This window comes from Sphingomonas sp. PP-F2F-G114-C0414 (assembly GCF_003688595.1).
In the GTDB taxonomy this organism is placed as follows: domain Bacteria; phylum Pseudomonadota; class Alphaproteobacteria; order Sphingomonadales; family Sphingomonadaceae; genus Sphingomonas.
Genome location: NZ_RCWT01000009.1, coordinates 421,838 through 445,725 on the forward strand (window position 1 = coordinate 421,838; position 23,888 = coordinate 445,725).

General features: G+C 66.1%; 22 protein-coding genes and 1 other RNA gene. 5 read left to right on the forward strand and 18 right to left on the reverse strand.

The window, feature by feature from the left end; all coding sequences use genetic code 11:
- Positions 1–76: 76 nt before the first annotated feature.
- From C8J47_RS02545 to C8J47_RS02575, 7 genes are all read right to left on the reverse strand, one after another.
- Positions 77–505 (reverse strand): DUF3035 domain-containing protein, encoded by a 429-nt coding sequence (locus C8J47_RS02545; RefSeq protein ID WP_056051615.1) that lies wholly within the window; start codon positions 503–505, stop codon positions 77–79.
- The gene (lspA, locus tag C8J47_RS02550) at positions 498–1,001 is read right to left on the reverse strand and encodes a signal peptidase II (RefSeq protein ID WP_056065859.1); all 504 of its coding nucleotides are present in this window, start codon (positions 999–1,001) and stop codon (positions 498–500) included. Before lspA ends, C8J47_RS02545 begins: the two co-directional genes overlap by 8 nt.
- Positions 994–3,972, reverse strand: coding sequence for an isoleucine--tRNA ligase (locus tag C8J47_RS02555; RefSeq protein ID WP_121884307.1), 2,979 nt, complete (start codon positions 3,970–3,972; stop codon positions 994–996). Before C8J47_RS02555 ends, lspA begins: the two co-directional genes overlap by 8 nt.
- Positions 3,973–4,040: 68 nt before the next feature.
- Complete coding sequence (locus tag C8J47_RS02560; RefSeq protein ID WP_121884308.1) at positions 4,041–4,964, reverse strand: bifunctional riboflavin kinase/FAD synthetase; 924 nt, start codon at positions 4,962–4,964, stop codon at positions 4,041–4,043.
- Between the two features lie 51 nt (positions 4,965–5,015).
- On the reverse strand, positions 5,016–5,672 hold the full coding sequence (locus C8J47_RS02565) for a dihydrofolate reductase (protein WP_121884309.1): 657 nt from the start codon (positions 5,670–5,672) through the stop codon (positions 5,016–5,018).
- Positions 5,673–5,831: 159 nt separating this feature from the next.
- On the reverse strand, positions 5,832–6,347 hold the full coding sequence (locus tag C8J47_RS02570) for a hemerythrin domain-containing protein (protein WP_121884310.1): 516 nt from the start codon (positions 6,345–6,347) through the stop codon (positions 5,832–5,834).
- A 79-nt stretch (positions 6,348–6,426) separates the two neighbouring features.
- The gene (locus tag C8J47_RS02575; RefSeq protein ID WP_121884311.1) at positions 6,427–7,221 is read right to left on the reverse strand and encodes a thymidylate synthase; all 795 of its coding nucleotides are present in this window, start codon (positions 7,219–7,221) and stop codon (positions 6,427–6,429) included.
- Between the two features lie 100 nt (positions 7,222–7,321).
- Between C8J47_RS02575 and C8J47_RS02580 the strand changes: the two genes are divergently transcribed.
- The gene (locus tag C8J47_RS02580) at positions 7,322–7,699 is read left to right on the forward strand and encodes a JAB domain-containing protein (protein WP_259467320.1); all 378 of its coding nucleotides are present in this window, start codon (positions 7,322–7,324) and stop codon (positions 7,697–7,699) included.
- A gap of 172 nt (positions 7,700–7,871) precedes the next feature.
- Here C8J47_RS02580 and C8J47_RS02585 read toward each other — a convergent pair whose 3' ends face one another.
- The 3 genes from C8J47_RS02585 to C8J47_RS02595 all read right to left on the reverse strand — a co-directional run bounded on the left by C8J47_RS02585 (position 7,872) and on the right by C8J47_RS02595 (position 12,371).
- Positions 7,872–8,567 (reverse strand): class I SAM-dependent methyltransferase, encoded by a 696-nt coding sequence (locus tag C8J47_RS02585; protein WP_121884313.1) that lies wholly within the window; start codon positions 8,565–8,567, stop codon positions 7,872–7,874.
- A gap of 23 nt (positions 8,568–8,590) precedes the next feature.
- Complete coding sequence (prfB, locus tag C8J47_RS02590) at positions 8,591–9,718, reverse strand: peptide chain release factor 2 (RefSeq protein ID WP_121884314.1); 1,128 nt, start codon at positions 9,716–9,718, stop codon at positions 8,591–8,593.
- Between the two features lie 133 nt (positions 9,719–9,851).
- Positions 9,852–12,371 carry a penicillin-binding protein 1A gene (locus tag C8J47_RS02595; protein WP_121884315.1) on the reverse strand — a complete coding sequence of 840 codons (2,520 nt, stop codon included), beginning with the start codon at positions 12,369–12,371 and terminating at the stop codon, positions 9,852–9,854.
- A gap of 453 nt (positions 12,372–12,824) precedes the next feature.
- On the opposite strand from C8J47_RS02595, the gene hrpB reads away from it, so the two are divergent.
- Complete coding sequence (gene hrpB / locus C8J47_RS02600; RefSeq protein ID WP_121884316.1) at positions 12,825–15,353, forward strand: ATP-dependent helicase HrpB; 2,529 nt, start codon at positions 12,825–12,827, stop codon at positions 15,351–15,353.
- An 8-nt stretch (positions 15,354–15,361) separates the two neighbouring features.
- Positions 15,362–15,643: an ETC complex I subunit gene (locus C8J47_RS02605; protein WP_056051595.1), complete on the forward strand. Its 282-nt coding sequence runs from the start codon at positions 15,362–15,364 to the stop codon at positions 15,641–15,643.
- A 109-nt stretch (positions 15,644–15,752) separates the two neighbouring features.
- Here C8J47_RS02605 and C8J47_RS02610 read toward each other — a convergent pair whose 3' ends face one another.
- From C8J47_RS02610 to C8J47_RS02625, 4 genes are read right to left on the reverse strand one after another with little or no spacing between them, the layout of a single operon-like run.
- Positions 15,753–16,256 (reverse strand): NUDIX hydrolase, encoded by a 504-nt coding sequence (locus C8J47_RS02610; protein ID WP_121884317.1) that lies wholly within the window; start codon positions 16,254–16,256, stop codon positions 15,753–15,755.
- Positions 16,253–16,918 (reverse strand): TPM domain-containing protein, encoded by a 666-nt coding sequence (locus C8J47_RS02615; RefSeq protein ID WP_121884318.1) that lies wholly within the window; start codon positions 16,916–16,918, stop codon positions 16,253–16,255. Before C8J47_RS02615 ends, C8J47_RS02610 begins: the two co-directional genes overlap by 4 nt.
- A gap of 1 nt (position 16,919) precedes the next feature.
- A complete protein-coding gene (locus C8J47_RS02620; RefSeq protein WP_121884319.1) occupies positions 16,920–17,777 on the reverse strand; it encodes a YgcG family protein in 858 nt (285 codons plus the stop codon).
- 10 nt (positions 17,778–17,787) lie between these two features.
- Positions 17,788–18,384 carry a LemA family protein gene (locus C8J47_RS02625; RefSeq protein WP_121884320.1) on the reverse strand — a complete coding sequence of 199 codons (597 nt, stop codon included), beginning with the start codon at positions 18,382–18,384 and terminating at the stop codon, positions 17,788–17,790.
- 101 nt (positions 18,385–18,485) lie between these two features.
- Between C8J47_RS02625 and mscL the strand changes: the two genes are divergently transcribed.
- Positions 18,486–18,956 (forward strand): large conductance mechanosensitive channel protein MscL, encoded by a 471-nt coding sequence (mscL, locus tag C8J47_RS02630; protein WP_093398784.1) that lies wholly within the window; start codon positions 18,486–18,488, stop codon positions 18,954–18,956.
- A gap of 147 nt (positions 18,957–19,103) precedes the next feature.
- Here mscL and C8J47_RS02635 read toward each other — a convergent pair whose 3' ends face one another.
- Positions 19,104–19,535: an Rrf2 family transcriptional regulator gene (locus tag C8J47_RS02635; RefSeq protein ID WP_056065892.1), complete on the reverse strand. Its 432-nt coding sequence runs from the start codon at positions 19,533–19,535 to the stop codon at positions 19,104–19,106.
- A 100-nt stretch (positions 19,536–19,635) separates the two neighbouring features.
- On the opposite strand from C8J47_RS02635, the gene ssrA reads away from it, so the two are divergent.
- Positions 19,636–19,991: a transfer-messenger RNA gene (gene ssrA / locus C8J47_RS02640) on the forward strand.
- 86 nt (positions 19,992–20,077) lie between these two features.
- On the opposite strand, the gene C8J47_RS02645 is transcribed toward ssrA, so the two are convergent.
- From C8J47_RS02645 to pnp, 3 genes are all read right to left on the reverse strand, one after another.
- On the reverse strand, positions 20,078–20,812 hold the full coding sequence (locus C8J47_RS02645; RefSeq protein WP_121884321.1) for a hypothetical protein: 735 nt from the start codon (positions 20,810–20,812) through the stop codon (positions 20,078–20,080).
- 116 nt (positions 20,813–20,928) lie between these two features.
- On the reverse strand, positions 20,929–21,327 hold the full coding sequence (locus tag C8J47_RS02650) for a response regulator (RefSeq protein WP_183128996.1): 399 nt from the start codon (positions 21,325–21,327) through the stop codon (positions 20,929–20,931).
- 119 nt (positions 21,328–21,446) lie between these two features.
- The gene (gene pnp / locus C8J47_RS02655; RefSeq protein WP_121884323.1) at positions 21,447–23,879 is read right to left on the reverse strand and encodes a polyribonucleotide nucleotidyltransferase; all 2,433 of its coding nucleotides are present in this window, start codon (positions 23,877–23,879) and stop codon (positions 21,447–21,449) included.
- Between the last annotated feature and the right edge of the window lie 9 nt (positions 23,880–23,888).

The window sequence follows — 23,888 nt, forward strand, 5'->3', positions numbered from 1 at the left end:
GGAACGAGACCGGCAGACACGAAAAAGGGCGGCCCCGCGAGGAGCCGCCCTTTTTCGTACGACGGGAAAACCCCGATCAGTTCGCCTTGGCGCGCGCGTCCTGGCCGTCGCCTTCGGGGGCGGCAACGATGTCGCGTGTCGTGCTGCCCTTGTCGACGACAGTGGTGTCGGGATCGCCCGCGCTCGAGCGGATGCCGGGATCGTCCGAATCGGCACCGGCGTCGTTGAGCACGCCGGTCTCGGCGGGGCTGCGTGCTGCGGTGCCGCCGAACAGGGCGTCGAGCGTCTGCGCGTTGGCCGCGGTATCCTGCGGGCGGGCGGCGCCGGGCTGCGGCGGGACCAGCGCGAAGTCGGGCGGGATGACCAGCGGCGCCTGGCGTGCGACTGCGAACTCGTCGGGACGCGCACGATCGAGGCTCTTGCTCGTCGCACAGCCGGACAGGAGGACGACGGCGCTCGCCAAGGCGACGACGGGCCCGGCGGCCAGGGGTACGAACTTACGCATGGGAATTCTCCACAGGGGGCTTCTCGCGCACGAGGAGCGCCCGAACAAGCAGGACGAGCACGCCGACAGTAATCGCTGCATCGGCGACATTGAAGACCAAAAACGGACGCCATTCGCCGATATGCAGGTCGCAGAAATCGACCACATAACCGAGCCGGATCCGGTCGAGGATATTGCCGATCGCACCGCCCAGCACGAAGCCGAGCGCGACCTGGTCGGCGGGGTTCTTCTCGCGCGTCATCCACACCGCGACGCCGACCGCGATCGCGCCGGTCAGCAGCACCAGCGCCCAGCGGGTCAGGTGGCCGTCGGCGGGCAGCAGCCCGAGCGAGATGCCGATGTTGGGGACGAAGCGCAGGTCGAAGAACGAGGTGATCGTCTGCGAGTCGCCGAGCGAATCGATCCCGAGCGGCTTGGTCACCGCCCATTTGCTGAGCTGGTCGGCGAGGAACAGCGCGATCGCAGCGCCGAACCCGGCTTTGGGCAGGTTACGCATCGGCCACTACCTCGTCGCATCGGTTGCAGAGTTCGCCATCGACGGTCACCTCGGGGAGGTGGCGCCAGCAGCGGCCGCATTTGTGGAAGTCGGTGCGCGTTACGGTGACCGCGTCGCCCGGCGTGACCTTGGCGACGATGAATGCTTCGGCCAATTCCGCAGCTTCAGTCGGCGCGAGAGACGACATCGATTTGATCGTGACCTCTGCCTCCAAACTCGAACGCACGGTCTTTTCGCGACGCATGGGTTCGATCGCTTCGGTAACCGTTTCGCGAAGTGCACGGATCTGCGTCCACTTCTTCCCGACTTCGACGCCATCCTCCACCTCGGGCAGCGACGGCCATTCGAGGTAGTGCACCGAGCTGTCGTCGTTGGGAAAGCGCGACTGCCACACTTCTTCCGCGGTGAAGCAGAGCACCGGCGCGGCGTAGCGGACCAGCGCGTGGAACAGCACGTCGAGGACGGTGCGGTACGACCGGCGCTTGATGTCGGTCGGCGCGTCGCAATAGAGCGAGTCCTTGCGGATATCGAAGAAGAACGCGGACAGGTCCTCGTTCGCGAAGTCGGTCAGCAGGCGCGTGTAGCGGTTGAACTCGTAGGCTTCGGCGGCCTGGCGCAGTTCGGTGTCGATCATGCCGAGGCGGTGGAGGACGTAGCGCTCGAGCTCGGGCATGTCGGACACCGCGACGCGCTCCGAATCGTCGAAGCCTTCGAGCGCGCCGAGCATGTAGCGGAACGTGTTGCGCAGCTTGCGGTACGCGTCGGAGGCGGTGGCGAGCACCTCCTTGCCGATCTTCACGTCGTCGAAATAGTCGGTCGAGGCGACCCACATGCGCAGAATGTCCGCGCCGGATTCGCCGATGATCTTGAGCGGATCGACGACGTTGCCGAGCGACTTCGACATCTTCCGGCCCTGGCCGTCGAGCGCGAAGCCGTGGGTGAGGACCGCGTCGTATGGTGCGCGACCGCGCGTGCCGCAGCTTTCGAGCAGCGACGACTGGAACCAGCCGCGATGCTGGTCCGAGCCTTCGAGATAGAGGTTGGCGCGCGTGCCTTCGCCGTAGCGTGCTTCGACGGTGAAGACGTGCGTGCAGCCGGAATCGAACCAGACGTCGAGGATGTCCTTCACAACCTCATAGTCGGCGAGGTCGTAGTCGGGGCCAAGCAGCGCCTGATGGCCGTCCGCATACCACGCATCTGCGCCGTTCTCGCGGAAGGCTTCGACGATGCGCGCGTTGACGGCGGGATCGTTGAGATACTGGCCGGTGAGGCGGTTCACGAACAGCGCGATCGGGACGCCCCAGGCGCGCTGGCGCGAGATGACCCAGTCGGGGCGGCCCTGCACCATCGACGTGATCCGGTTTTCCGCGCGTGCGGGGATCCAGGTGGTGGCGGCGATCGCGTCGAGCGCGATCTCGCGGAGCGTGGCGCCGTTGCCTGGCTCCCTCTCCCCGTCGGGGAGAGGGCTGGGGTGAGGGGTTGTTCCGGGCGCAGCATTGCTGGGCTGCCCCTCACCCCGACCCTCTCCCCGCAGGGGAGAGGGAGCAGAAGACGCATCCATCGGGATGAACCATTGCGGGGTCGCGCGGAAGATCACTTTCGCCTTCGAGCGCCACGAATGTGGGTAGCTGTGCTTGAAGTCGTCGCTCGCCGCGAGCAACGCACCAGCCTCGCGCAGGTCCGTGCAGATCGGACCGTCGGCGCTCACGAACTTCTTGTTGATGACGCTGCCCTGGCCACCGAGCCACGCCCAGTCGGCGCGGTACATCCCCGCGCCGTCGACCGCGAAGACCGGGTCGATGCCGTATTGCTTGCAGAGTTCGAAATCGTCCTCGCCGTGGTCCGGCGCCATGTGGACGAGCCCGGTGCCCGCGTCGGTCGTGACGAACTCGCCGGGGAGGAACGGGCGCGGCTTCGCGAAGAACCCGCCGAGTGCGTGCATCGGGTGGCGTGCGGTTGCGTCGGCGAGGTCGGAGCCCTTTCCGCGCCAAAGGATGGCAACGCCACCCTCCTCTCCGTCACCCCGGCGGAGGCCGGGGCCCACCTCACCGCGGTCTCCCCCGTTGGTAAGTGGGTCCCGGCCTCCGCCGGGATGACGGGAGGGGAGGGTACGGGCAAAAAAGCTGTCGATCAGCGCATCTGCGATCAGGAAGCGACGATCTCCGTCCGCGACCAGCACATACTCGATCTCAGGCCCATAGCTCAGCGCTTGGTTCACCGGGATCGTCCACGGCGTCGTCGTCCAGATCACCGCATAGGCGCCCTCCAATTCGGGAGCGTTCGGCGCAGAGTCGATCTCGAACGCGACGTCAATTTGAGTGGAAGCGATGTCCTCATACTCGACCTCCGCCTCGGCGAGGGCGGTCTTCTCAACCGGCGACCACATCACCGGCTTGGCGCCGCGGTACAGCTGGCCGCTCTCGGCGAACTTGAGCAGCTCGCCGACGATCGCGGCCTCGGCCTCGTACTTCATCGTCAGATACGGATCGGCCCAGTCGCCCATAACCCCGAGCCGCTCGAACTCGGCCTTCTGCACGGCGACCCATTTCTCGGCATAGGCGCGGCATTCGGCGCGGAACTGGTCGACCGGGACGTCGTCCTTGTCGAGCTTCTTGGCGCGATACGCTTCCTCGACCTTCCACTCGATCGGCAGGCCGTGGCAGTCCCAGCCGGGGACGTAGGGCGCGTCCTTGCCCATCAGCGACTGCGAGCGGACGATGATGTCCTTCAGGACCTTGTTCATCGCGTGGCCCATGTGGATGTCGCCGTTCGCGTAGGGCGGGCCGTCGTGCAGGATGAACCGCTCGCGCCCGAGCCGCTGTTCGCGCAACCGGTCGTAGATGCCGAGCTTCGCCCAGCGCTCCAGGATCGCCGGCTCCTTGGCGGCGAGGCCCGCCTTCATCGGGAAGTCGGTCTTCGGCAGGAAGACGGTATCGCGGTAATCGCGGGCGGGCGCAGGAGTATCGGTCATAAGTGGGCCGGGCTGTAGCCGGTAGCGGCTCACGTTGCCATCCCTCTCCCTCGCGGAGAGGGGCGCGGTTATGCCAAGATCGTCCGCGCGCGCGCGCAGTCGGCGTCCATCTGGGTAATGAGCGCATTGAGGTTGGCGAATTTCGCCTCGGGGCGGAGATACTCGATCAGCGCAACCTCGATCCGCTGGCCGTACAGGTCTTCGCCGAAATCGAAGAAATGCGGCTCGAGCAGTTCCTTGGGCGGATCGAAGCTCGGGCGGATGCCGAGGTTCGCGGCGCCCTTGAGCACGCGACCGTCCTCCAGCCGCCCGGTCACCGCGTAGATCCCGTAGGCGGGGCGCAGGTAATTGCCCATGTCGAGATTGGCGGTCGGATAGCCGATCGTGCGGCCGACCTTGTCACCGTGCTGGACGAAGCCCTGGATCGCGAACGGGCGCGTCAGCAGGCGGGTGGCGGTGGCCATGTCGCCAGTGCGCAGCGCCTCGCGGATGCGGGTGGACGAGACGGTCTCGCCCTCCAGTTCGATCGCGCTCACCGTTTCGGCGCGAAATCCGTGCGCGGGCCCACGCGAGGCGAGCGTGCGGACGGTGCCGGCCTTGCCCTTGCCGAAGGTGAAGTCCTGGCCGGTGACGACCCCCGCTACCCGGAGGTTGCGTTCGAGCCGCTCGGTGATGAAGCGTTCGGCGGTCAGCGCGGCGAGATCGCCGTCGAAATTGAACACGACCATCGCATCGGCGCCGGCCTTCTTGAAAAGCTGCTGGCGCTGATCGAGCGTGGTCAGGCGGAACGGCGCGGTATCGGGGCGGAAATGGCGGACCGGATGCGGATCGAACGTCGCCACCAGCGCCGGACGCCCCTCGGCCCGCGCCCAGGCGACCGCGCGCGCGACCACCGCCTGGTGACCGAGGTGAAATCCATCGAAATTCCCCAGCGCGACGATCCCGTTCGCCAGATACGAAGGGAGGGAGGCGCCACCGTCGAGCCGTTGCATGCGCGGGCTATAGGGGGGAGGCGATTATCGCGCTAGCTTGTTGGTTGAGCGTCACGTCCAGCTAAAAGCAGGCGACTGTGACGTATCCGCTGATGCCGTGCGTAACCGACGGTTCACACCATTTTTGTCCATTCGCTTTGAGCGCAGAGAATCTATCGCTTCCGCTCTGCGAGTTTTGCGATCGTCTGAATCTTTAGCAACTAGTTCAAAAATCTCATACGGTGCTTCATCGTTTTCACCCTGCGTTTTCTGTACCATGCGATTAATCGACCACTGGAGCGGCTGGTCAAAAAGGCTCAGATCAAAAAACGCATCGCCATCAGATACTGATTTATCCACGATGGTGATTAGATAGCGGTCAACAATGTCGTGAAACTGCGAATACATCGTCGATCCGCCGATTACGAATATTTCCGAAAAACGGCTGGGTGCTATTTCAGCTTCAGCGATGCCTTCGACTATTCCTTCACGAAGCACGCAATCTGGTTTGTCTTCAAATAGATGGAACTGTTTGCTTAAGACAATATTGTGCCTGTTTGGTAGGCATCTACCGAGCGAATCGTGAGTTTTCCGCCCCATCAAAACGACGTTATTTGAGGTCATGCTTTTGAAGAAAGCGAGATCGGATTTAACGCGCCAAGGCAGCGAATTCCGGCATCCAATGATGCCTTCCCTATTTACTGCAACGATAGACGTCAGTTGACGCATTGGCAAAAACCCGTGTGTGTCAGCTTCCTCTGACACACACGGTGCAACATGTGAATCCTAAAACGGTAAGCCGTGGCTGTATCTCGGTGGGCAAAACTGTGGATAAAATTATTCAAAATAAGATGCGCCCCAAACGGCCGATGTGATCGCTTAAGGCTTCTAAGCGGCGTGTTCCTTCACATACGCCTCGGGATCCTTGTCGACGACCTTCACCCCGTTGAGGTGGTTGGCCTCGAACGCCGCGAACCGTACGCCAAGCTCATGCCGCTCCTCCAGCGTCGCATGCTTGCGGAAGTCGGTGAGACCCTGGCGCTCTTCCTCCGCCAAGTGATCGCTGTTCGCCTTGTTGCACTCGCCGACCGCTGCGAACCATGCGTCCGATCCGACCGGGTGCTTGTCGACCGCTTCACCAGTGTCGCGGATGTCGTTGTGATCCTCGATCGCGTCCTCGGTCTCCTCGGCGGCCGAGTCGGCGTCATTGCCGCCGGTGCCGATCTTCATCAACCGCGGGTAGAAGAAGCGCTCCTCCGCCTCGGCATGCGCGTCGAGCAGGTTCTTGAGGCGGGTCCAGAGCGCCGACAGCGCCTCGGTGTCCTTGGCGTCGATCGAATCGATCTGCGCGAACAGTGCACGCTGCTGCGCGTGTTCGTCGAGAATGAGCTGTGTGATATCCATGCGCATCTGAACCGCGCGCGCTGCCGGCGGTTCCTATTGCGATTCGGTCGCGCGGCGCTGCCGCGGGGTCGCTCTCTGGTCAGACCGCGACGGGGGCCTTGATGTGCGCTTGCGCGACATAGTCGTGGAGGACGAAATCCTCATACTCGTAGGCGTCGATCGAGTCCGGCTTCCGGAGAATTTCGAGGCGCGGGAGAGGTCCGGGCGAGCGCGTCAGTTGCAGTTGCGCCTGCTCCAGATGGTTCGAATAGAGGTGGCAATCGCCGCCGGTCCAGATGAACTCGCCGACCTCGAGCCCGCATTGCTGCGCGAGGATGTGCGTGAGCAGCGCGTAGCTGGCGATGTTGAACGGCACGCCGAGGAAGATGTCGCCCGAGCGCTGGTAGAGCTGGAGCGAGAGCTTGCCGTTCGCGACGTGTGTCTGGAACAGGCAGTGGCACGGCGCGAGCGCCATCGCGTGCAGGTCGCCCGGGTTCCACGCGCTGACGATCTGGCGGCGCGAGGCGGGGTTCGTCTTGATCTGGTCGATCAGCTCGGCGATCTGGTCGATGTGGCGGCCGTCCGCGGCGACCCAGTCGCGCCATTGCTTGCCATAGACCGGGCCGAGATCGCCGTTCTCGTCCGCCCATTCGTCCCAGATCGCGACCTTGCGCTCCTGCAACCAGCGGACGTTGGTGTCGCCGCGCAGGAACCAGAGGAGCTCGACGATGATCGAGCGGAGGTGGAGCTTCTTGGTGGTGAGCACGGGGAAGCCCTGCGCGAGATCGAACCGCATCTGCGCGCCGAACACGCTGAGCGTGCCGGTGCCGGTGCGGTCCATCGTCTCGACGCCGGTCGAGAGCACGCGGTCCATGAGGTCTAGATATTGGCGCATCGGGTTTGCGTAGCGATGCGGTGGCGGGGGCTCAAGCGGATGTAGTTGCGCGTGCGGTCGCCGGTGTCGCGGGGCAGGCGAGTATGTGCCGCCGTCGCCCGTGCCTTCCCCTCGTATTGCTGACCTCGCTGCGGCGCGCGCGCTGTTCGCCAGCTTGCGTGATGCCACGGTCGAGACGGTAGCGGTCGCGTATCTTGATCCGGATCGGAGGCTTCTCGGGATGCGGCATGTCGTCGGGGGGCGGGATCAGGTGACGATCTCGATCCGGACGGTCGCGGTGGATGCGCTGGCGTTCGGTGCTCATGGGGTGCTCATCGCGCACAACCATCCGAGCGGGGATGCCACGCCGAGCGCGCGGGACGTCGCGTTCACGCGGGCGCTGGCGGCGGGGTTGCGGACGTTGGAGGTGGTGTTGCTCGATCACCTGGTGATCGCAGGGAACAGAGTGACCAGCCTCCGCGCGATGGGCGTGGTGTGAGGAACACTAACCCCAAACGCACCACCCCGGCGAAGGCCGGGGCCCAATTGGGGGACGTTGCCAACTACGCGCAGTTTGCAGTTACTCCGACCTTTCCAATTGGGCCCCGGCCTCCGCCGGGGTGGTGCAATCGATTAAATTAGCGCCTCGGATCGCGACGCCAAAGCCGACATCACTTCAGCCGGCACGCCCGAATCGCTTCCGGCGCGGGCCGCGGGCCGGTCGCGCGGAACGTCGCGAGATACCCTCCGGCGGAGGGCATGTCGTCCATGTCGACCTGCGTATACCCCACCGACGCGAACTCGCATTTCAACAGCGCGGGCGGCGTGCCGTGGTTCTGCGTCGGGCGGTTCGCGTCGACCACCACCACCAGCCCGTCGGGCTTCAGCGACGGCCGCAGCCGCCACAGGAATTCGTAGGGCTGCTCGATCTCGTGATACATGTGGACCATCACGACCCGGTCGAAGCTCGCCTCCGGCAACTTGGGGTCGTTCGCCTCGCCGAGTTTCACGCTGACGTTCGCCAGGTCCTCGCGCGCGACGCGTTCGGCCAGCTGGTCGCGGACGGCGGGGAGGATGTCTTCGGCCAGCACGCGGCCGGTCTTGCCGACGCGGGCGGCCATGCGGATCGTGTAATAGCCTTCGCCCGCGCCGATGTCCGCGACCGTCATGCCCCTGCGGATCTCGGCCTTGTTCATCACCTCGCCAGCCTCGTTGAGCCGGTCGCGCGCTTCCTCGTTCGACCAGCGCGCCGAGACGATCGACGCGACCGGACGGTCCGCGGCGGGGAACACCGGCTCCTTGGTCTCGCGCTTGATCAGCGGCTTGCTGCCGTCGCACGCTGCCAGCGAGAGCATCGGCAGGACCATCAGGGCAAGGACACCCCGCAAGCTCAATCGACGTCCTCCACCTCGACGGCCTCGCCGGTCACGCGCTGCGACAGCGCCGCCGCCATGAACATCTCGAGGTCGCCGTCGAGAACGTCCGACGGGCTGGTCGACACCACGCCGGTGCGCAGGTCCTTCACCATCTGGTACGGCTGGAGCACGTAGCTGCGGATCTGGTGACCCCAGCCGATGTCGGTCTTGCCGGCGTTCTCGGCGTTCGCCGCAGTCTCGCGGATCGCCAGTTCGCGCTCGTACAGACGCGCGCGGAGCTGGTTGTAGGCTTCGGCCTTGTTCTTGTGCTGCGAGCGCTGGTTCTGGCACTGCACGACGATGCCGGTCGGAATGTGCGTGATGCGCACCGCCGAATCGGTCGTGTTGATGTGCTGACCACCGGCGCCCGACGCGCGGTACGTGTCGATGCGCAGGTCGCTCTCGTTATACTCGACCTCGATATTGTCGTCGACGACCGGGTACACCCAGACGCTGGCGAACGACGTGTGCCGCCGCGCCGCCGAATCGTACGGGCTGATCCGCACGAGCCGGTGCACGCCGCTCTCGGTCTTGGCGTAACCGTAGGCGTTTTCGCCCTTTAGCAGCAGCGTGGCGGACTTGATTCCGGCCTGCTCGCCCGAATGCTGGTCGACCAGCTCGACCTTCAGCCCGTGGCGCTCGCCCCAGCGCGAATACATTCGGCTGAGCATGCCGGCCCAGTCCTGGCTCTCGGTCCCGCCGGCGCCCGCGTTGACCTCGATATAGGTATCGTTGGCATCGGCCTCGCCCGCGAGCAACGCCTTGATCTTGTCCTTGTCGGCACGCGCGGCGAGTTCGGCGAGCGCGGCGACGCCGTCCGCCTCCATCTCGGTATCGCCCTCGGCCTCGGCCATCTCGATCAGCTCGGCGGTGTCGCTAAGCTCGCTCTGGATCGCGCGCGTCGCGCTGATCGCCTCGTCGAGACGACGACGCTCGCGCATCACCTCCTGTGCGGCCTTGGGATCGGACCAGAGCGCCTGATCCTCGACGCGCGCGTTCAGCTCGTCGAGACGACGCAGCGCGCGGTCCCAGTCGAGGAAGCGGCGCAGCAGCGCCAGCGCGTCGTTGATGGTGTCTACGTGAGCCTGCGCTTCGGCGCGCATGATATTCTCCAAAAATTCCGTCGTCCCAGCGGAGGCCGGGAAATTTCGTCGTCCCAGCGGAGGCCGGGATCGCCGTCCCAAGCGAGCGGGGCGGGTCTCCGGCGGGCGCCGGGATGACGTCTATATAAGCGCGCTAGTAGATTCCGCCTTGTCTTTGCAAGAAATCGCTGTCGCGCGGCGCTTCGGCCTTCTTCACCGCGGTCGTCGTCGTAGCAGCCGTGGGGGCTATATCCGCGCGCCGTGCGGCCCGGCGCGGTTCGCTTTCGGGCTTGAACGCCTCCCAGATTACCGCGGGTTTCGGATCGCTGGTATCGGGCCACGTGCCATAGACCGGCCGGCCGCTGCCGCGATCGATCCGGACCATGCGGATCCCGGCGGGGGCACGGAACGGCAGCTTGGGCAAATCCTCATACGCCTTGACCGCGAACTGCTTGAAGATCGGCGCGGCGAGCGTGCCGCCCTGTGCTGCACCGCCAAGGTTCTTCGGTGTGTCGAACCCGATATACAGCCCGCCGACGAACTGCGGCGTGCCGCCGACGAACCACACGTCGGTCGGACCGTTGTTCGTGCCCGTCTTGCCGAACATCGGCCGATCGAGATCGCGCAACGTCACCGCAGTGCCGCGCTGGACTACGCCCTCGGTGATGTGGACCATCTGGTAGGCGGTCATCGCGTCGAGCACCTGACGCTGGCGCGTAATCGGCCGCGGCATCGGCTTGCCGTCCCAGTCGGGCGCGTTGCAGCGATCGCACGGCCGCCAGTTCTCCGGCCAGATCACCTTGCCGTGGCGATCCTGGACGAAGTCGATCAGCGACGGCGGGCCGCCCTTGCCGTTGTTGGCGAGGATCGAATACGCGTTGACCATCCGCCCGACAGTCGTCTCGCCGGCGCCGAGCGCGTAGGACAGATACGGCGCGTAATCGCCAACGCCCATCTTCTTGATCGTCGCGACCACCTTCGGCATGCCGGTCTGCGCGGCGGCGCGCACCGTCATCAGGTTGCGCGACTGTTCGATGCCCCAGCGCATCGTGTGCGGGCCGGACCCGCGCGAATTGCCGAAGTTGCGGAAGCATTTCTGCCCCAGCCGCGCGCCCTGATAGACGCAGAACGGCCCATCGATGATGATCGACGCGGGGGTCATGCCGTTGTCGAGCGCGGCGGAATAGACGATCGGCTTGATCGTCGACCCCGGCTGGCGCATCGCCTGCGTCGCGCGGTTGAACGCCTGCAACCGGTCGTCGAAGCCGCCCTGCATCGCCAGCACGCGGCCCGACGCCGGCTCCTCGACGACGAACGCGCCCGAGACCTTGGGGATCGCCCGCAGCGAGAACTCGCCGCCGTCGGGCGCTACCGCGATGATATCGCCCGTCTTGATCGCGCCGAACGCGTTGCCGCCCTTGCCGCGTACCGGCATCTGCGCCGCATAGCGCGGCAGCGTGCCGGTCTTGCCGGTGCGGAAGCCGAGGCTCCAGGCGTTGCCGTCCTTGCCCGTTACGATCGCCGCGACCCAGTCGCGATAATCGAGCGCGATATTGCTGTTGAGCAGAGGCTGGAGCCAGTTGTCGTCCTCGATCTCGACATGACGAATGGGACCGTTCCAGCCGCGTCCGCTGTCGAACCGCACCAGCCCATCACGCAAGGCCTGCTGCGCCAGATCCTGCAACTTCGCGTCGAACGAGGTCCTCACCCACAGCCCGCCCGAATAGACGCTGTACGGACCGTCTTTCGCGTTTTCGCCGAACTTCGCCATCAGCTGGCGACGGACTTCCTCGACGAAATAGCCGCCGACGCTCTCGAATTTCGGTGTGCGGCGCATCACCGCGCCGAGCGGCTCGGCATTCGCCTGGTCATGCTGCGCGCGCGTGATGAAGCCGTTGTCGAGCATCCGGTTCAGCACGTAATTGCGCCGCGTCATCGCCTTCTCGGTGTTGCGCACCGGATCGTAGTTCGACGGACCCTTGGGCAGGATCGCGAGATACGCCATCTGCGCGAGATCGAGCTGATCAAGCTCCTTGTCGAAATAGGCGTGGCTCGCCGCCTCGACGCCGAACGCGTTGCGGCCGAGCGCGATTTGGTTGAGGTACAGCTCGAGGATCTGCTCCTTGGTCAGCGTATCCTCGATCTTGTACGCCAGCACCGCCTCGCGCAGTTTGCGCGACGGCGAATAGGCGTTGCCGATCAACAGGTTCTTGGCGACCTGCTGCGTGATCGTCGAGCCGCCCTTGGCGCGCTTGCCGGTGCCGAGCTTGGTCGCATAATCGTACACCGCGCCGGCGAGGCCGGGATAATCGACGCCGTGGTGCTCGAAGAACGACTTGTCCTCGGCGGCGAGGAACGCCTTGACCAGCAGCGGCGGATATTCGGCGTAGCTGAGCTCGACGCGACGCTCCCGCGCGTAGCTGTGGATCGGTGCGCCATCGATCCCGCGGACGTTGGTCGGCAGCGGCGGCTGGTAGGTGCGCAACGTATCGACCGATGGCAGGTCGCGCATGACCGCAAACCAGAACGCGAAGATCGCGACGAAGCCGAGCACGACGAGTACGAGCGCGGCCTTGGTCCACCGACTCGCCCACGCACGCGCGACCCTGCCGCGCAGCCGGTCGGAAGTGCGGCCTGTCGCCGTCGTCGAGATGGGGGAGGGATCGGACGCCATGATTACTGGCGCAGCGTCTAGCAGGTTCGCGGGCGCTTGCCAGCCTTCGGTGGTGGGGGGCGGGGCGGGCTGTCGCAATGCGTTCGTCAGCGATTTGCTATTCCAAGCTCGGCTGGTGCTGAGTCCGTTTGCTTATGTCCACCACCCCGGCGAAGGCCGGGGCCCAATTGGTGAGGTGGCAGTAATGGAGCGCAACGGCCTTCGCCGGGGCGGTGTGGGATGGAATATACGTGATTGGCTGATCGAGATCCGCCAACCGTGCTGAAGGCGGGGGTGTTCCATCTGAACACGTCATTCCTGCAAAGGCGGGGACCCATAACCTCTGGCACCTGCTACTTCATCGCGAGGTCAGCCAATATGGGTTCCCGCCTCCGCGGGAATGACCGTAGAAGTGCAGACCGCTCCCAACCACAAAACCTGTCGCCAACCCCGCTACTGTGGCAGCAGGCGCGGATGACCCCGCCGCCGCTCCCGATCCTAGCCGTACTCCCCGACCTGCTCGCTACCCTCCGCGACCGCACCTCCGCGGTCCTCGTCGCCCCCCCGGGTGCCGGCAAGACCACCGCAGTAGCGCCGGCCCTCCTCACCGAACCCTGGTGCATCGGCGAGATCCTTCTCCTATCCCCCCGCCGCCTGGCCGCCCGCGCCGCCGCCGAACGGATGGCCTCCACCGCGGGCGAACCCATCGGCCAGACCTTCGGCTACGCCACCCGCATGGACAGCAAGCGCTCCGCCGCAACCCGCGTCACGGTGATCACGGAGGGCATCTTCGTCGCCCGCATCCAGGCCGATCCCGAACTCGCCGGCGTCTCGGCGGTCCTGTTCGACGAAGTCCACGAGCGCAGCCTGGACGGCGATTTCGGCCTCGCGCTGGCGCTCGACGTGCAAGCCGGCTTCCGCCCCGACCTCCGCATCGTCGCGATGTCCGCAACGCTCGACGGCGCGCGGTTTGCAGCCTTGATGGACGGCGCCCCCGTCATCGAGAGCGAAGGCCGAAGCTATCCGCTGACGCTCCGTCACATCGGCCGCCAAGCCGAGTTGCGCATCGAGGACTCGGTCGCCGCCGCCATCCGTCGCGCACTCGGCGAAGCGGAGGGCGGCGTGCTCGCGTTCCTACCCGGCGTCGCGGAGATCGAGCGCACCGCTGATCGGCTCGCGAATCTCCCCGACGACATCGTCCTGCATGAACTGCACGGCAGCCTCGATCCCGCAGCCCAGCGCGCCGCGATCCTCCCCGAACCGGACGGCCGCCGGAAAGTCGTGCTCGCCACCAGCATCGCCGAGACCAGCCTGACGCTCGACGGCATCCGCATCGTCGTCGATTCGGGGTTGGCGAGACGCCCCCGCTACGACCGCGCCGCCGGTATGACGCGGCTGGTGACCGAACGCGCGAGTCAAGCTGCGGTCACCCAACGCGCCGGCCGCGCCGCGCGGCTCGGACCGGGGATGGCGTATCGCTTGTGGGAAGAAGCCGCCACCGCCGGCCTTCCGCGCTACGACCCGCCGGAAATCCTGGAGGCGGACTTGTCCGCGCTGGTGCTCGCCTGCGCATTATGGGGCGTCGGCGATCCCCGAGACCTTCGCTGGATCGACCCGCCCCCTGCCGCCGCGATCGACGAGGCGATGGCGCGGTTGGCGACGCTGGAGGCGATCGAGGACGGTCGCCCAACACCGCACGGCCGAGCCATCGCCAAGCTGCCGATGCCGCCGAGGCTGGCGCACATGCTTCTGCGGGCGGGGAAGCGCGGGCTGGCGAATGTAGCGGCGCAAATCGCGGTCCTGCTAGGCGAACGCGGCATCGGTGGACAGGACGTCGACCTGGAAACCCGCCTCCGCCGCTGGAAAACCGAACGCGGTTCGAAGGCGCAGGCGGCACGCGCCATGGCGGATAGGTGGGCGAAACTTGCCCCCCCTCCCGCAAGCGGGAGAGGGCTGGGGGGTGGGCGCCCGGCCTCAACGTCAAATAACGCGGATGGCGCGGGTCCACCCCCCAACCCCCTCCCGCTTGCGGGAGGGGGAGCAGAAGTATGCGTTGCGCTTGGTTTCCCCGACCGCGTCGCACGCCGCCGTGACCCGTCCGGCGAAACCTGGGCCTCGGTCGGCGGGCGCGGGTTCAAGCTCGACCCGACCTCGCCGCTCGCCCGCTCCGAATGGCTTGCCGTCGCCGATACGCAGGGCTCGGCGGCCGGCGCGCGCATTCTCTCCGCCGTGGCGATCGACCAGGCCACCGTCGAAACACTTTTCGCCGACCGCATCGAATCCCGCCGCACCGTCACGTTCGACCCCACGACCGGCGGCATCCAGACGCTGCGCGAACGCCGCCTCGGGGCGATCCGCCTGTCGAGCGGCCCCGACAGCGGCGCCGAGCCCGACGCGATCCTCGCCGCACTCATCGAGGGCGTCCGCGAGCACGGCCTCGCGCTCCTCCCGCGGAGTGACGGCGGGCAGGCCCTCCGCGACCGTGCCGCCTATGCCGGCGTACCACTCGACGACGCGATCCTGCTCGACCGGGTCGACGAATGGCTCGCACCGCTCCTGACCGGCAAGCGCCGACTCGACGCGATCGCCCCCGGTGCGCTCGCCGAAGCCTTGCGCAATCTGCTCGGCTGGGACGCGATGCAGACGATCAACCGCCTTGCCCCGCCCGATTTCACCAGCCCCGCCGGCAGCACGCACGCGATCGACTACGCTGCCGAAGGCGGCCCGCGCGTCGAACTCCGCGTGCAAGCCCTGTTCGGCCTCGCGGTGCATCCGACGATCGGCGAGCGCCGCGTACCGCTAGTGCTGAGCCTCACATCCCCCGCCGGCCGCCCGATCCAGACGACGCGCGATCTCCCCGGTTTCTGGGCGGGCAGCTGGACCGCGGTGGCGAAGGAAATGCGCGGGCGCTACCCCAAGCATCCCTGGCCCGACGACCCCGCCGCGGCGTCCGCCACGCTGCGCACGAAAAAGGCGGATGCAAGGGCCGCCGGTTCGCGATAAGGGGGCTCATGCCAACCGCCCGTATCTTCCAGCGCCCCAAGAACGCCATGCAGTCCGGCAAGCACCGGACCGACGCCTGGCAGCTCGAATTCGAACCCTCGGAGCCCAAGCGCCCCGACCCGCTCACCGGCTGGGCCGGCAGCGGCGACACGCGCGACCAGCTGCGGTTGCTGTTCCCGACGGCGGAAGCGGCGATTGCGCACTGCGAGCGTGAGGGGTTCGGCTACACCGTCGTGCCGGCGCCGCAGAAGACGCTTAAGCTCCAGAGCTACGCGGACAACTTCAAGTAAGCGGGAGGGGATGGACGCTTTGGGCGTCCGCTAGCACTCGCTTCTTTGTTCTCCCGCGAAGGCGGGAGTCCAGTCTGGGTCCCCGCCTTCGCGGGGAAACAGGTATTGGTTAGAGGATCGACCCAGCCAGGATCAGCAGCATCTTGGTATCGATCGCCACCCCCGCCTTCCGCTTCTCGGCCACGAACGCCGGCACATCCGCTAGTGCCACCCGGTGCACGGTGATGTTCTCGTCGCCATCCCCGCCGCCATCGCTCACCTTGGTCAGCCCGGTGGCGCGGACCAGCGTGAAGCATTCCGACGTCATCCCCGGCGACGAATAGAACACCCCCAGGTCCTCGATCGCGTCCGCGCGGTAGCCGGTCTCTTCCTCCAGCTCGCGGCCGGCGGCGACCGCCACGCTCTCGCCCGCGGTTTCGTCACCGACCAGCCCGGCCGGCAGTTCGAGACACGTGCGGCCCAGCGGCACGCGGAACTGCTCCACCAGGATCACGTCGCCGTCGTCGATCGCGACGATCACCGCCGCCGCGATCTCGCCCTGACGCGCGGCGAATTCCCACGTGCCTTCGGTCTGCACGGTCAGGAATTTCCCGGTCCATACGGTCTTGCTCATAGTTCGATCAGCCTGTCCGGAAGTTCGTTAACCGGCGCACCGGTTCTTGGGAAATGCTCGGCCAACACCGCGCCGATCTGCGCGACCGCGTCTGCCATGCCGTCAGCGGGACGATCGTCGCGCACGCCGGCGAGCACCGCCGCCATCGCCGCGCCCCAGGTCTCGTTCGGCACGCGCGAGTGGATCGCATCGTCGGCGATGATCTCCGCGCGGTGCTCGGCGAGCGACAGGTACAGCAATACGCCGGTCGAACCCTTGGTCCGCTTCTCGGCCCCCGCCCGGAACAGGAGCAGAGCCCGCCGCCGCACGCGCCGCGCCTTGCTCGCGCCCGGGGTCAGCGCGAGCCGCGCCGGCGTCCACGCCAGCACCAGCCGTACGCCCAAGAACACTAAGGTCACCAGCACGAGCGCGACCACGTACAGCGCACCCTGCGGTGCCGCCTGCCAGGGATCGACCCGCGCGTAGATATGGTCCGCCGCGACCGGATGATATGCGAGCAACGCCAGCGTCAGCAGCATCGCCAGCACGCCCCAGTGCATCGACACGTCGTGATACGCATCGGACTGCCGCGCGACGATCGTGACGATCTCGCCGGTCGTCGCGGTCTCCGCCTGGGTGACCGCCGCGGTGACGCGGCCGTGGTCGGTGTCGCTCAACCGCATGTCACCATCCCCCCGATGCGCCGCCGCCGCCGCCGGATCCTCCGCCGCCGCCGCCAAAACCACCGCCGCCCCAGCCGCCGCCGCCGCTGTCGCCACCGCCGCCCCAGCTTCCGCCGCCGCCACTACCGCCGCCACGAGTCATCGCGTCGGCGATGCTCCACAACACGATCGGCAAGGCGCCGCTGCCGCCGCCGCGGCTTCCACCGTCGACGTAATGCTTGCCGCCGGCGCGTCGCGAGATCATCGGAATGACGATCGCCGCGAGCACGATCCCGAAGAAGATCAGCCCGATCGGCACGCCGCCGCCGCCCGAATTGGAGCGACGATGCGTCTTGTCGTACTCCGCCGCCGCCGCCGTCACCTTCGCGCGCGCCTCCGCATCGGGGAGCGCGAGCTGGTCCGCCACCGCGTTCGTCCCAGCGACGATGCCGCCGGGGATGTCGCCCGCCTTGAAACGCGGCAGGATCTGCTGGTTGATTACCACGCTGGAAAACGCGTCGGTCAGTACGGGCTCAAGCCCGTAGCCGACCTCGATCCGGACCTTCCGGTCGTTCGGCGCCACCAGCAGGATCGCGCCGTTGTTCGCGTCCTTCAGCCCGACGCTCCAGCTCCGCAGCAACCGATTGCCGTAATCCTCGATCGGATAGCCCTCTAAATCGGGCACGGTTGCGACCACCAGCTGGTTGCCGGTCGTCTTCTGCAGGTCGTCGAGCCGCTTGGTCAGCGCCGCTTCCTGATCGGGCGGGATGACGTTCGCCGCATCGACGACGAAGCCGGTGAACTTCGGGAAGGTCTGCGCGGTTGCGGTGCCGCTTCCCAGCAGCACCGCGAACGCCAGCGTCAGGAGATGGCGGAGCATGACGCTCGGATCAGCTCGCGTTGCCGAAGTTCACCGTCGGTGCGGTCTCGGCACCCGGCGTGGTCGCCGCGAACGGCACCATCGGCTTGGCGCCGTAGAAGATCTTCGCGCCGACCGCGTCGGGGAAGGTGCGGATCTTCGTATTATACGCCTGCACCGCGCCGTTATAGTCGCGCCGCGCGATCGTGATGCGGTTCTCGGTGCCCTCGAGCTGGCTCATCAGCGTGGTGTAGTTGGCCTGGCTCTTCAGCTCGGGATACGCCTCCTGCAAGCGCTGGAGCGACAGCCCGACGGCACCCTGGACGCGCGAGAACTGCGCGATCTTGGCGGGGTCGGTCAGGTCGTCGCCCGAGACCTGCACGGTGTTCGCGGCAGCGCGCGCCTGCGTCACCTCGACCAGGATGCTCTTCTCCTGCGCGCCTGCAGCCTTCACGGTCGCGACGAGGTTGGGGATCAGGTCGGCGCGGCGCTGGTAATCGTTCTGGACGTCGGCCCAGCGTGCCTTCACGTTTTCCTCGGCAGTCGGAATGCTGTTGATCCCGCAGCCGGCGAGCGCCGATGCGAGGAGGATCGCGGCGGTAGCGCGGGCGATTGGGGCACGTGACATCGGGGCTCTCCTGAATACCTGTGTCACCCTCATAGGACAGTCCGCAGGGTTGGCGAAACCGAAATCGGTGGTTAGCGTCGGCCGACAACAGAGGGGGCAACATGCTCAAGGAATTCAAGGCGTTCATCATGCGCGGCAACGTGCTCGATCTCGCCATCGCGGTTATCATCGGCGCGGCGTTCGGCAAGATCGTGACGTCGCTGACCGATGACGTGCTGATGCCGGTGATCGGCAAGATCTTCGGCGGGCTCGATTTCTCGAGCTATTTCTGGCGGATGGGGCCGGTGCCGGCGAACTACGCGGGCTCGCTCAGCGATTACGCGGCGCTCAAGAAGGCGGGCGTGCCGCTGCTCGGCTATGGCGCGTTCGCAACGCAGCTGGTCAATTTCGTGATCGTCGCGGGGATCATCTTCATGATCCTGCGCGTGGTGAACCGGACGGCGGCGCTGATCGAGCGCGAGACGGCGCGGTTGAAGCGCGAGGAAGAGGCGGTGGCCGTCGCGCCTGCACCGGAGCCGGTCGAGATCGCGCTGCTCCGCGAAATCCGGGACGAGTTGAAGGCGCGGGGGTGATCCGCGTTCTCCTCTCCCCTGCGGGGAGAGGGAGGGAGGAGCCGTAGGCGACGGAAGGGTGAGGGGAGTGAGGCTCGGGAGCGCATCCCAACTCCCCCTCATCCGACGCTGCCGCGCCACCTTCTCCCCGAGGGGAGAAGGATAGGGTTACGCTGCTACCAGTTCCTCGGCGTTGGCATCCGCAAGGCTCGTCCCATCGAGGATCCGCGCGGTCTCATCGCGCACGCGCATCATCGCAAAGCGGATCGCGCAGTCTGCCTCGCTCTTGCAGTCGAGACACGGGCGGTACGCGGTGCGGCTTACGCACGGTACCAGCGCCAGCGGACCCTCGATGATCCGGATGATCTCGCCGAGCGAAATCAGGTGGCTCGGCCGCGACAGGCGGTAGCCGCCCATCTTGCCGCGATGGCTGTGGAGCAGGCCGGACTCGCGCAGGTCGGCGAGGATCAGCTCGAGGAATTTGCGCGGCACGTTCGCCTCGGCGGCGATCCGCGTCATCGGGATGGGAGGGCCACCGACGGGGGCGCCGCCAAGGAAGATCATCGCGCGGAGCGCGTAGCGGGAGCGCTGCGTCAACATAATGCAGGTTGCTATGCACGCGCTTTGTGGCGAGCGAAAGGCGGTTTGGCACGCTGCATGCTAGACTGTCACGTTTGGTAATAAAAAAGCCGTCGGGCTCGGGCTTTTCATCGCGCCGTGTCGCGCCTATATCGGAGTTGCCGTCGGGGGAATCTTCTCTTGGCGGCTATGGCGATAAACCGTGGCGTGTCATAGACACAGCGGACCCGGGGGCAGTACCCGGCGACTCCACCACCGCCCTCTTCGTAAGAGGGGGACGATGACGGGGTCGAACTAGGATCGACGTGTGTTCAACGACGCTATGTTTCGCTCGGAATGGGACCACCGCAACGGCCCATACACAAGTGCCAACGATAACGAAGCACTCGCAATTGCCGCATAACTGACGGTCTAACGACCTAGGTTATACGGACGAAAGCGCGGTTCGGGCCACACCGGGCAACAGAAGTGGACACCGGCGGTACGGGGGGCACCGAGCAACAGAAGCTCCCCACTAAATCGCAATCTGGCCGCGATCACGTGGCCCCTATCAAGCGCCTCGATCACGCAGCAAGGCGCTCGACCAGCCGCAGCACAGGCGGGCTGAAGCCGAGCGGACCGACCAGCACGTTGGTCACGATGAGCACGCCGCCGCCCCAATAATAGGCCGGATGTATCTTCCCGCGCACGCGCAGATCGCAGATCATCCCTGCGATGACGAACACTGCCATCGACGCGAACACCGCAAGCGGCGCGAACCTGCCCAACTGCGGCATCGGCAGGAGCCGCCCGAGCGCTGGCGACATGACCAGGATCGTCCCGCACAGCATCAGGCGCTTGTGCCACGCAGCCTGCTTGCGCAGCGCGATCGCCGAGGCGGTGAGAATGCCGAAGCCGATCACCCCGAGCACGTCGAGCACCAGGAAAATGCCCGGTGGAAAGAACGGCGGCACGCGCTGCTGCTGGATCGCCATGACGGTGGTGAGTATGCCAAGCACGACCATCGTCACCGCGATACCCGCGCCGAGCACCCCCAGCTGGCGATGGCGCGTGATGGAACCGCGCACGATCAGCCAGTTCTGGACGACGTAAAGTATGATCCATGATAGAAAAGCGGCGGCGTGCACATGGACTTGGAGGGGTAATGCAAAGAACGTCCAGTGCATTCGCGCGGCGTTCACCGTGAAACCTAGGATCACCGTCGCCGCGATCGCTATCGCCATGCCGAGGAAGAAGCGTCGCTCGCTGGCGAAAGCGTTTCGTGGCGTGCCTGCCAAAGTGTTTGCCGTCGCCATCATACCGCCCCCACGAGTCGATGCTCAGGGGGCGGAGGGTGATCCCAATTATCGTCCGCGGCAACGACTATCGTCGGCGGCGCGTACCGAGGCCAGTAACCGCGACATCGTTATCAGGTCTATGCGCGCACTGTCTGTCCGTGCTGGAGCATCTGGCTGAGCTGCGCCTTCGTATAGGGCTTTTGCAGAAACTGCGCGGCCGCGGGGAGGGCGGATGACGCACCGTTGTCGGCGCCCGACGTGACCAGGATCGCGATGTCGGGACGTTGCGCGTGGACCGCGTGCGCGAGGTCGATGCCGTTTAGAGCTCCCGGCATGCGGACATCGGTGAACAAGGCGGCGATATCGGGTCGTTCCTTGAGCTTGACCAGAGCGTCGGCCGCATTGGTCGCTTCGACGACTTCGTAGCCTGCATCCTCCAGCGCGAGGTTGGAATGGACACGGACGAGCGCGTCGTCGTCGACGATTAGTATTACAGATTTGCGAATGGCGTTCATACCGGTTCGAACTTCCGGCATGCCGCTCCGTTCCGACATTAATCGCCTTATCGGACCATAACGCGGCAAAGCGAGCCTGATATGAGAAAGGGGCCCGGTTTCCCGAGCCCCTCCATCAATTGCCGTTAGGCGGCAAAGGCTTAGTCGCGATCGCCGGTCAGGAATGCTGGAGCGAACTCCGGCGCCTTGTCACCGTCGGTGCGTGCAGCACGCTCGCCGCCGCCGTTGCCGCCGCCGTCGCGACGCGGACCACGGCCACCGCCGTTGCCACCTGCGTCACGGCCACCGTCGCCGTCACGGCGCGGGCCACGCGAGCCACGATCACCGCCGCCGCCTTCGCCGCGTGGACCACGACCGCCGCCATCACGACCGCCGCCGCCGTTGCCAGCATCACGACCGCCATCGCCATCACGACGCGGACCGCGCGGACCACGGTCACCACCCTCACGGGGCTCACGAGCAGGACGCGTGTCCTCCAGCTCTTCGCCGGTCGTCTGGTCGACGACACGCATCGACAGGCGAACCTTGCCGCGCGGGTCGATCTCGAGAACCTTGACCTTGACCTCCTGGCCTTCGGTCAGGGCGTCAGACACCTTCTCGACGCGCTCGTTCTTGATTTCGGACACGTGGACGAGACCGTCCTTGCCACCCATGAAGTTCACGAACGCCCCGAAATCGACCAGGTTGACGACCTTGCCGTCATAAACCTTGCCGACTTCGGCTTCCTCGACGAGGCCCTTGATCCACTTGATCGCGGCTTCGATCTGCGCGGGGTCGGACGACGACACCTTGATGACGCCCTCGTCGTCGATGTCGACCTTGGCGCCGGTCTGCGCGACGATCTCGCGGATCACCTTGCCGCCGGTGCCGATGACTTCACGGATCTTCGACTTGTCGATCTGGAAGCTTTCGATGCGCGGTGCGTGTGCCGACAGTTCCTCACGGGTGTGGTCGAGCGCCTTTGCCATCTCGCCCAGGATGTGCGCGCGGCCCTCCTTGGCCTGCGCCAGCGCCTTGCCCATGATTTCTTCGGTGATGCCGGCGATCTTGATGTCCATCTGCATCGTGGTGATGCCCTCGGACGTGCCAGCAACCTTGAAGTCCATGTCGCCGAGGTGATCCTCGTCGCCGAGGATGTCCGACAGAACCGCGAAGTTCTTGCCCTCGAGGATCAGGCCCATCGCGATGCCCGATACCGGACGCTTCAACGGAACGCCCGCATCCATCATGCTCAGCGAACCACCGCAGACCGTCGCCATCGACGACGAGCCATTGCTCTCCGTGATGTCCGACAGGACGCGGATCGTGTACGGGAACTCTTCCTTGGTCGGCAGCACCGGATGCAGCGCGCGCCATGCGAGCTTGCCGTGACCGACTTCGCGACGACCCGGCGCACCGAAGCGACCGACTTCACCGACCGAGTATGGCGGGAAGTTGTAGTGCAGCATGAAGTTTTCGTAGCTGAGGCCGTTCAGACCATCGATCATCTGCTCCGCATCGCGCGTACCGAGCGTGGTGGTGCAGATCGACTGCGTCTCGCCGCGCGTGAACAGGGCCGAGCCGTGCGTACGCGGGAGGAAATGCACCATCGCCTCGATCGGACGGATCTGCGTGGTGGTGCGGCCGTCGATGCGGGTGCCGTCCTTGAGGATGGCGCCGCGGACGATCTCCGCCTCCAGCTTCTTCATCAGCTTGCCGGCTGCCATCTGGTCCTGCGGGGATGCATCGGCGAACGCCGTCTTGCCCTTCGCACGCGCGGCATTCAGCAGGTCGGAACGCTTGGACTTGTCGGTCACCTTGTAGGCGGCCGCGATGTCCTTGCCGATCAGCTTCTTCAGCTTGTCCTTGGCGGTCGACAGGTCGGCCTGCTCGGCCATTTCCCAAGGATCCTTGGCAGCCTTCTCGGCCAGATCGATGATCAGGTTCGCGGCTTCGCGGCACGCCTTGTGTGCGAACTGCACGGCGCCGAGCATGATCTCCTCCGAAAGCTCCTTGGCTTCCGATTCGACCATCATCACGGCCTGGCCGGTGGCGGCGACGACGAGGTCGAGATCGCCGGCCTTGGCTTCTTCCAGTGTCGGGTTGAGGATGTACGCGCCATCGACGTAACCGACGCGTGCCGCGCCGATCGGGCCCATGAACGGCACGCCCGAGATCGTCAGCGCTGCCGACGCCGCGACCATCGCGAGGACGTCCGGCTCGTTCTCGCCGTCATACGACAGAACCTGGCAGATCACGTTGATTTCGTTGTAGAAACCCTCTGGGAAGAGGGGACGGATCGGGCGATCGATGAGACGGCTGGTCAGCGTCTCCTTTTCGGTCGCGCCGCGCTCACGCTTGAAGAAGCCGCCGGGGATGCGGCCGCTCGCGGAGAACTTCTCCTGGTAATGGACGGTGAGCGGGAAGAAATCCTGCCCTTCCTTGACGGTCCGTGCAGCCGTCACGGCGCACAGAACGACGGTCTCGCCGAGGGTGGCGAGCACTGCGCCGTTTGCCTGGCGCGCAACGCGGCCGGTCTCGAGCGTCAGCGTCTTGCCGCCCCACTGGGCGCTTACGGTCTTGGTATCGAACATTCTTTTTCC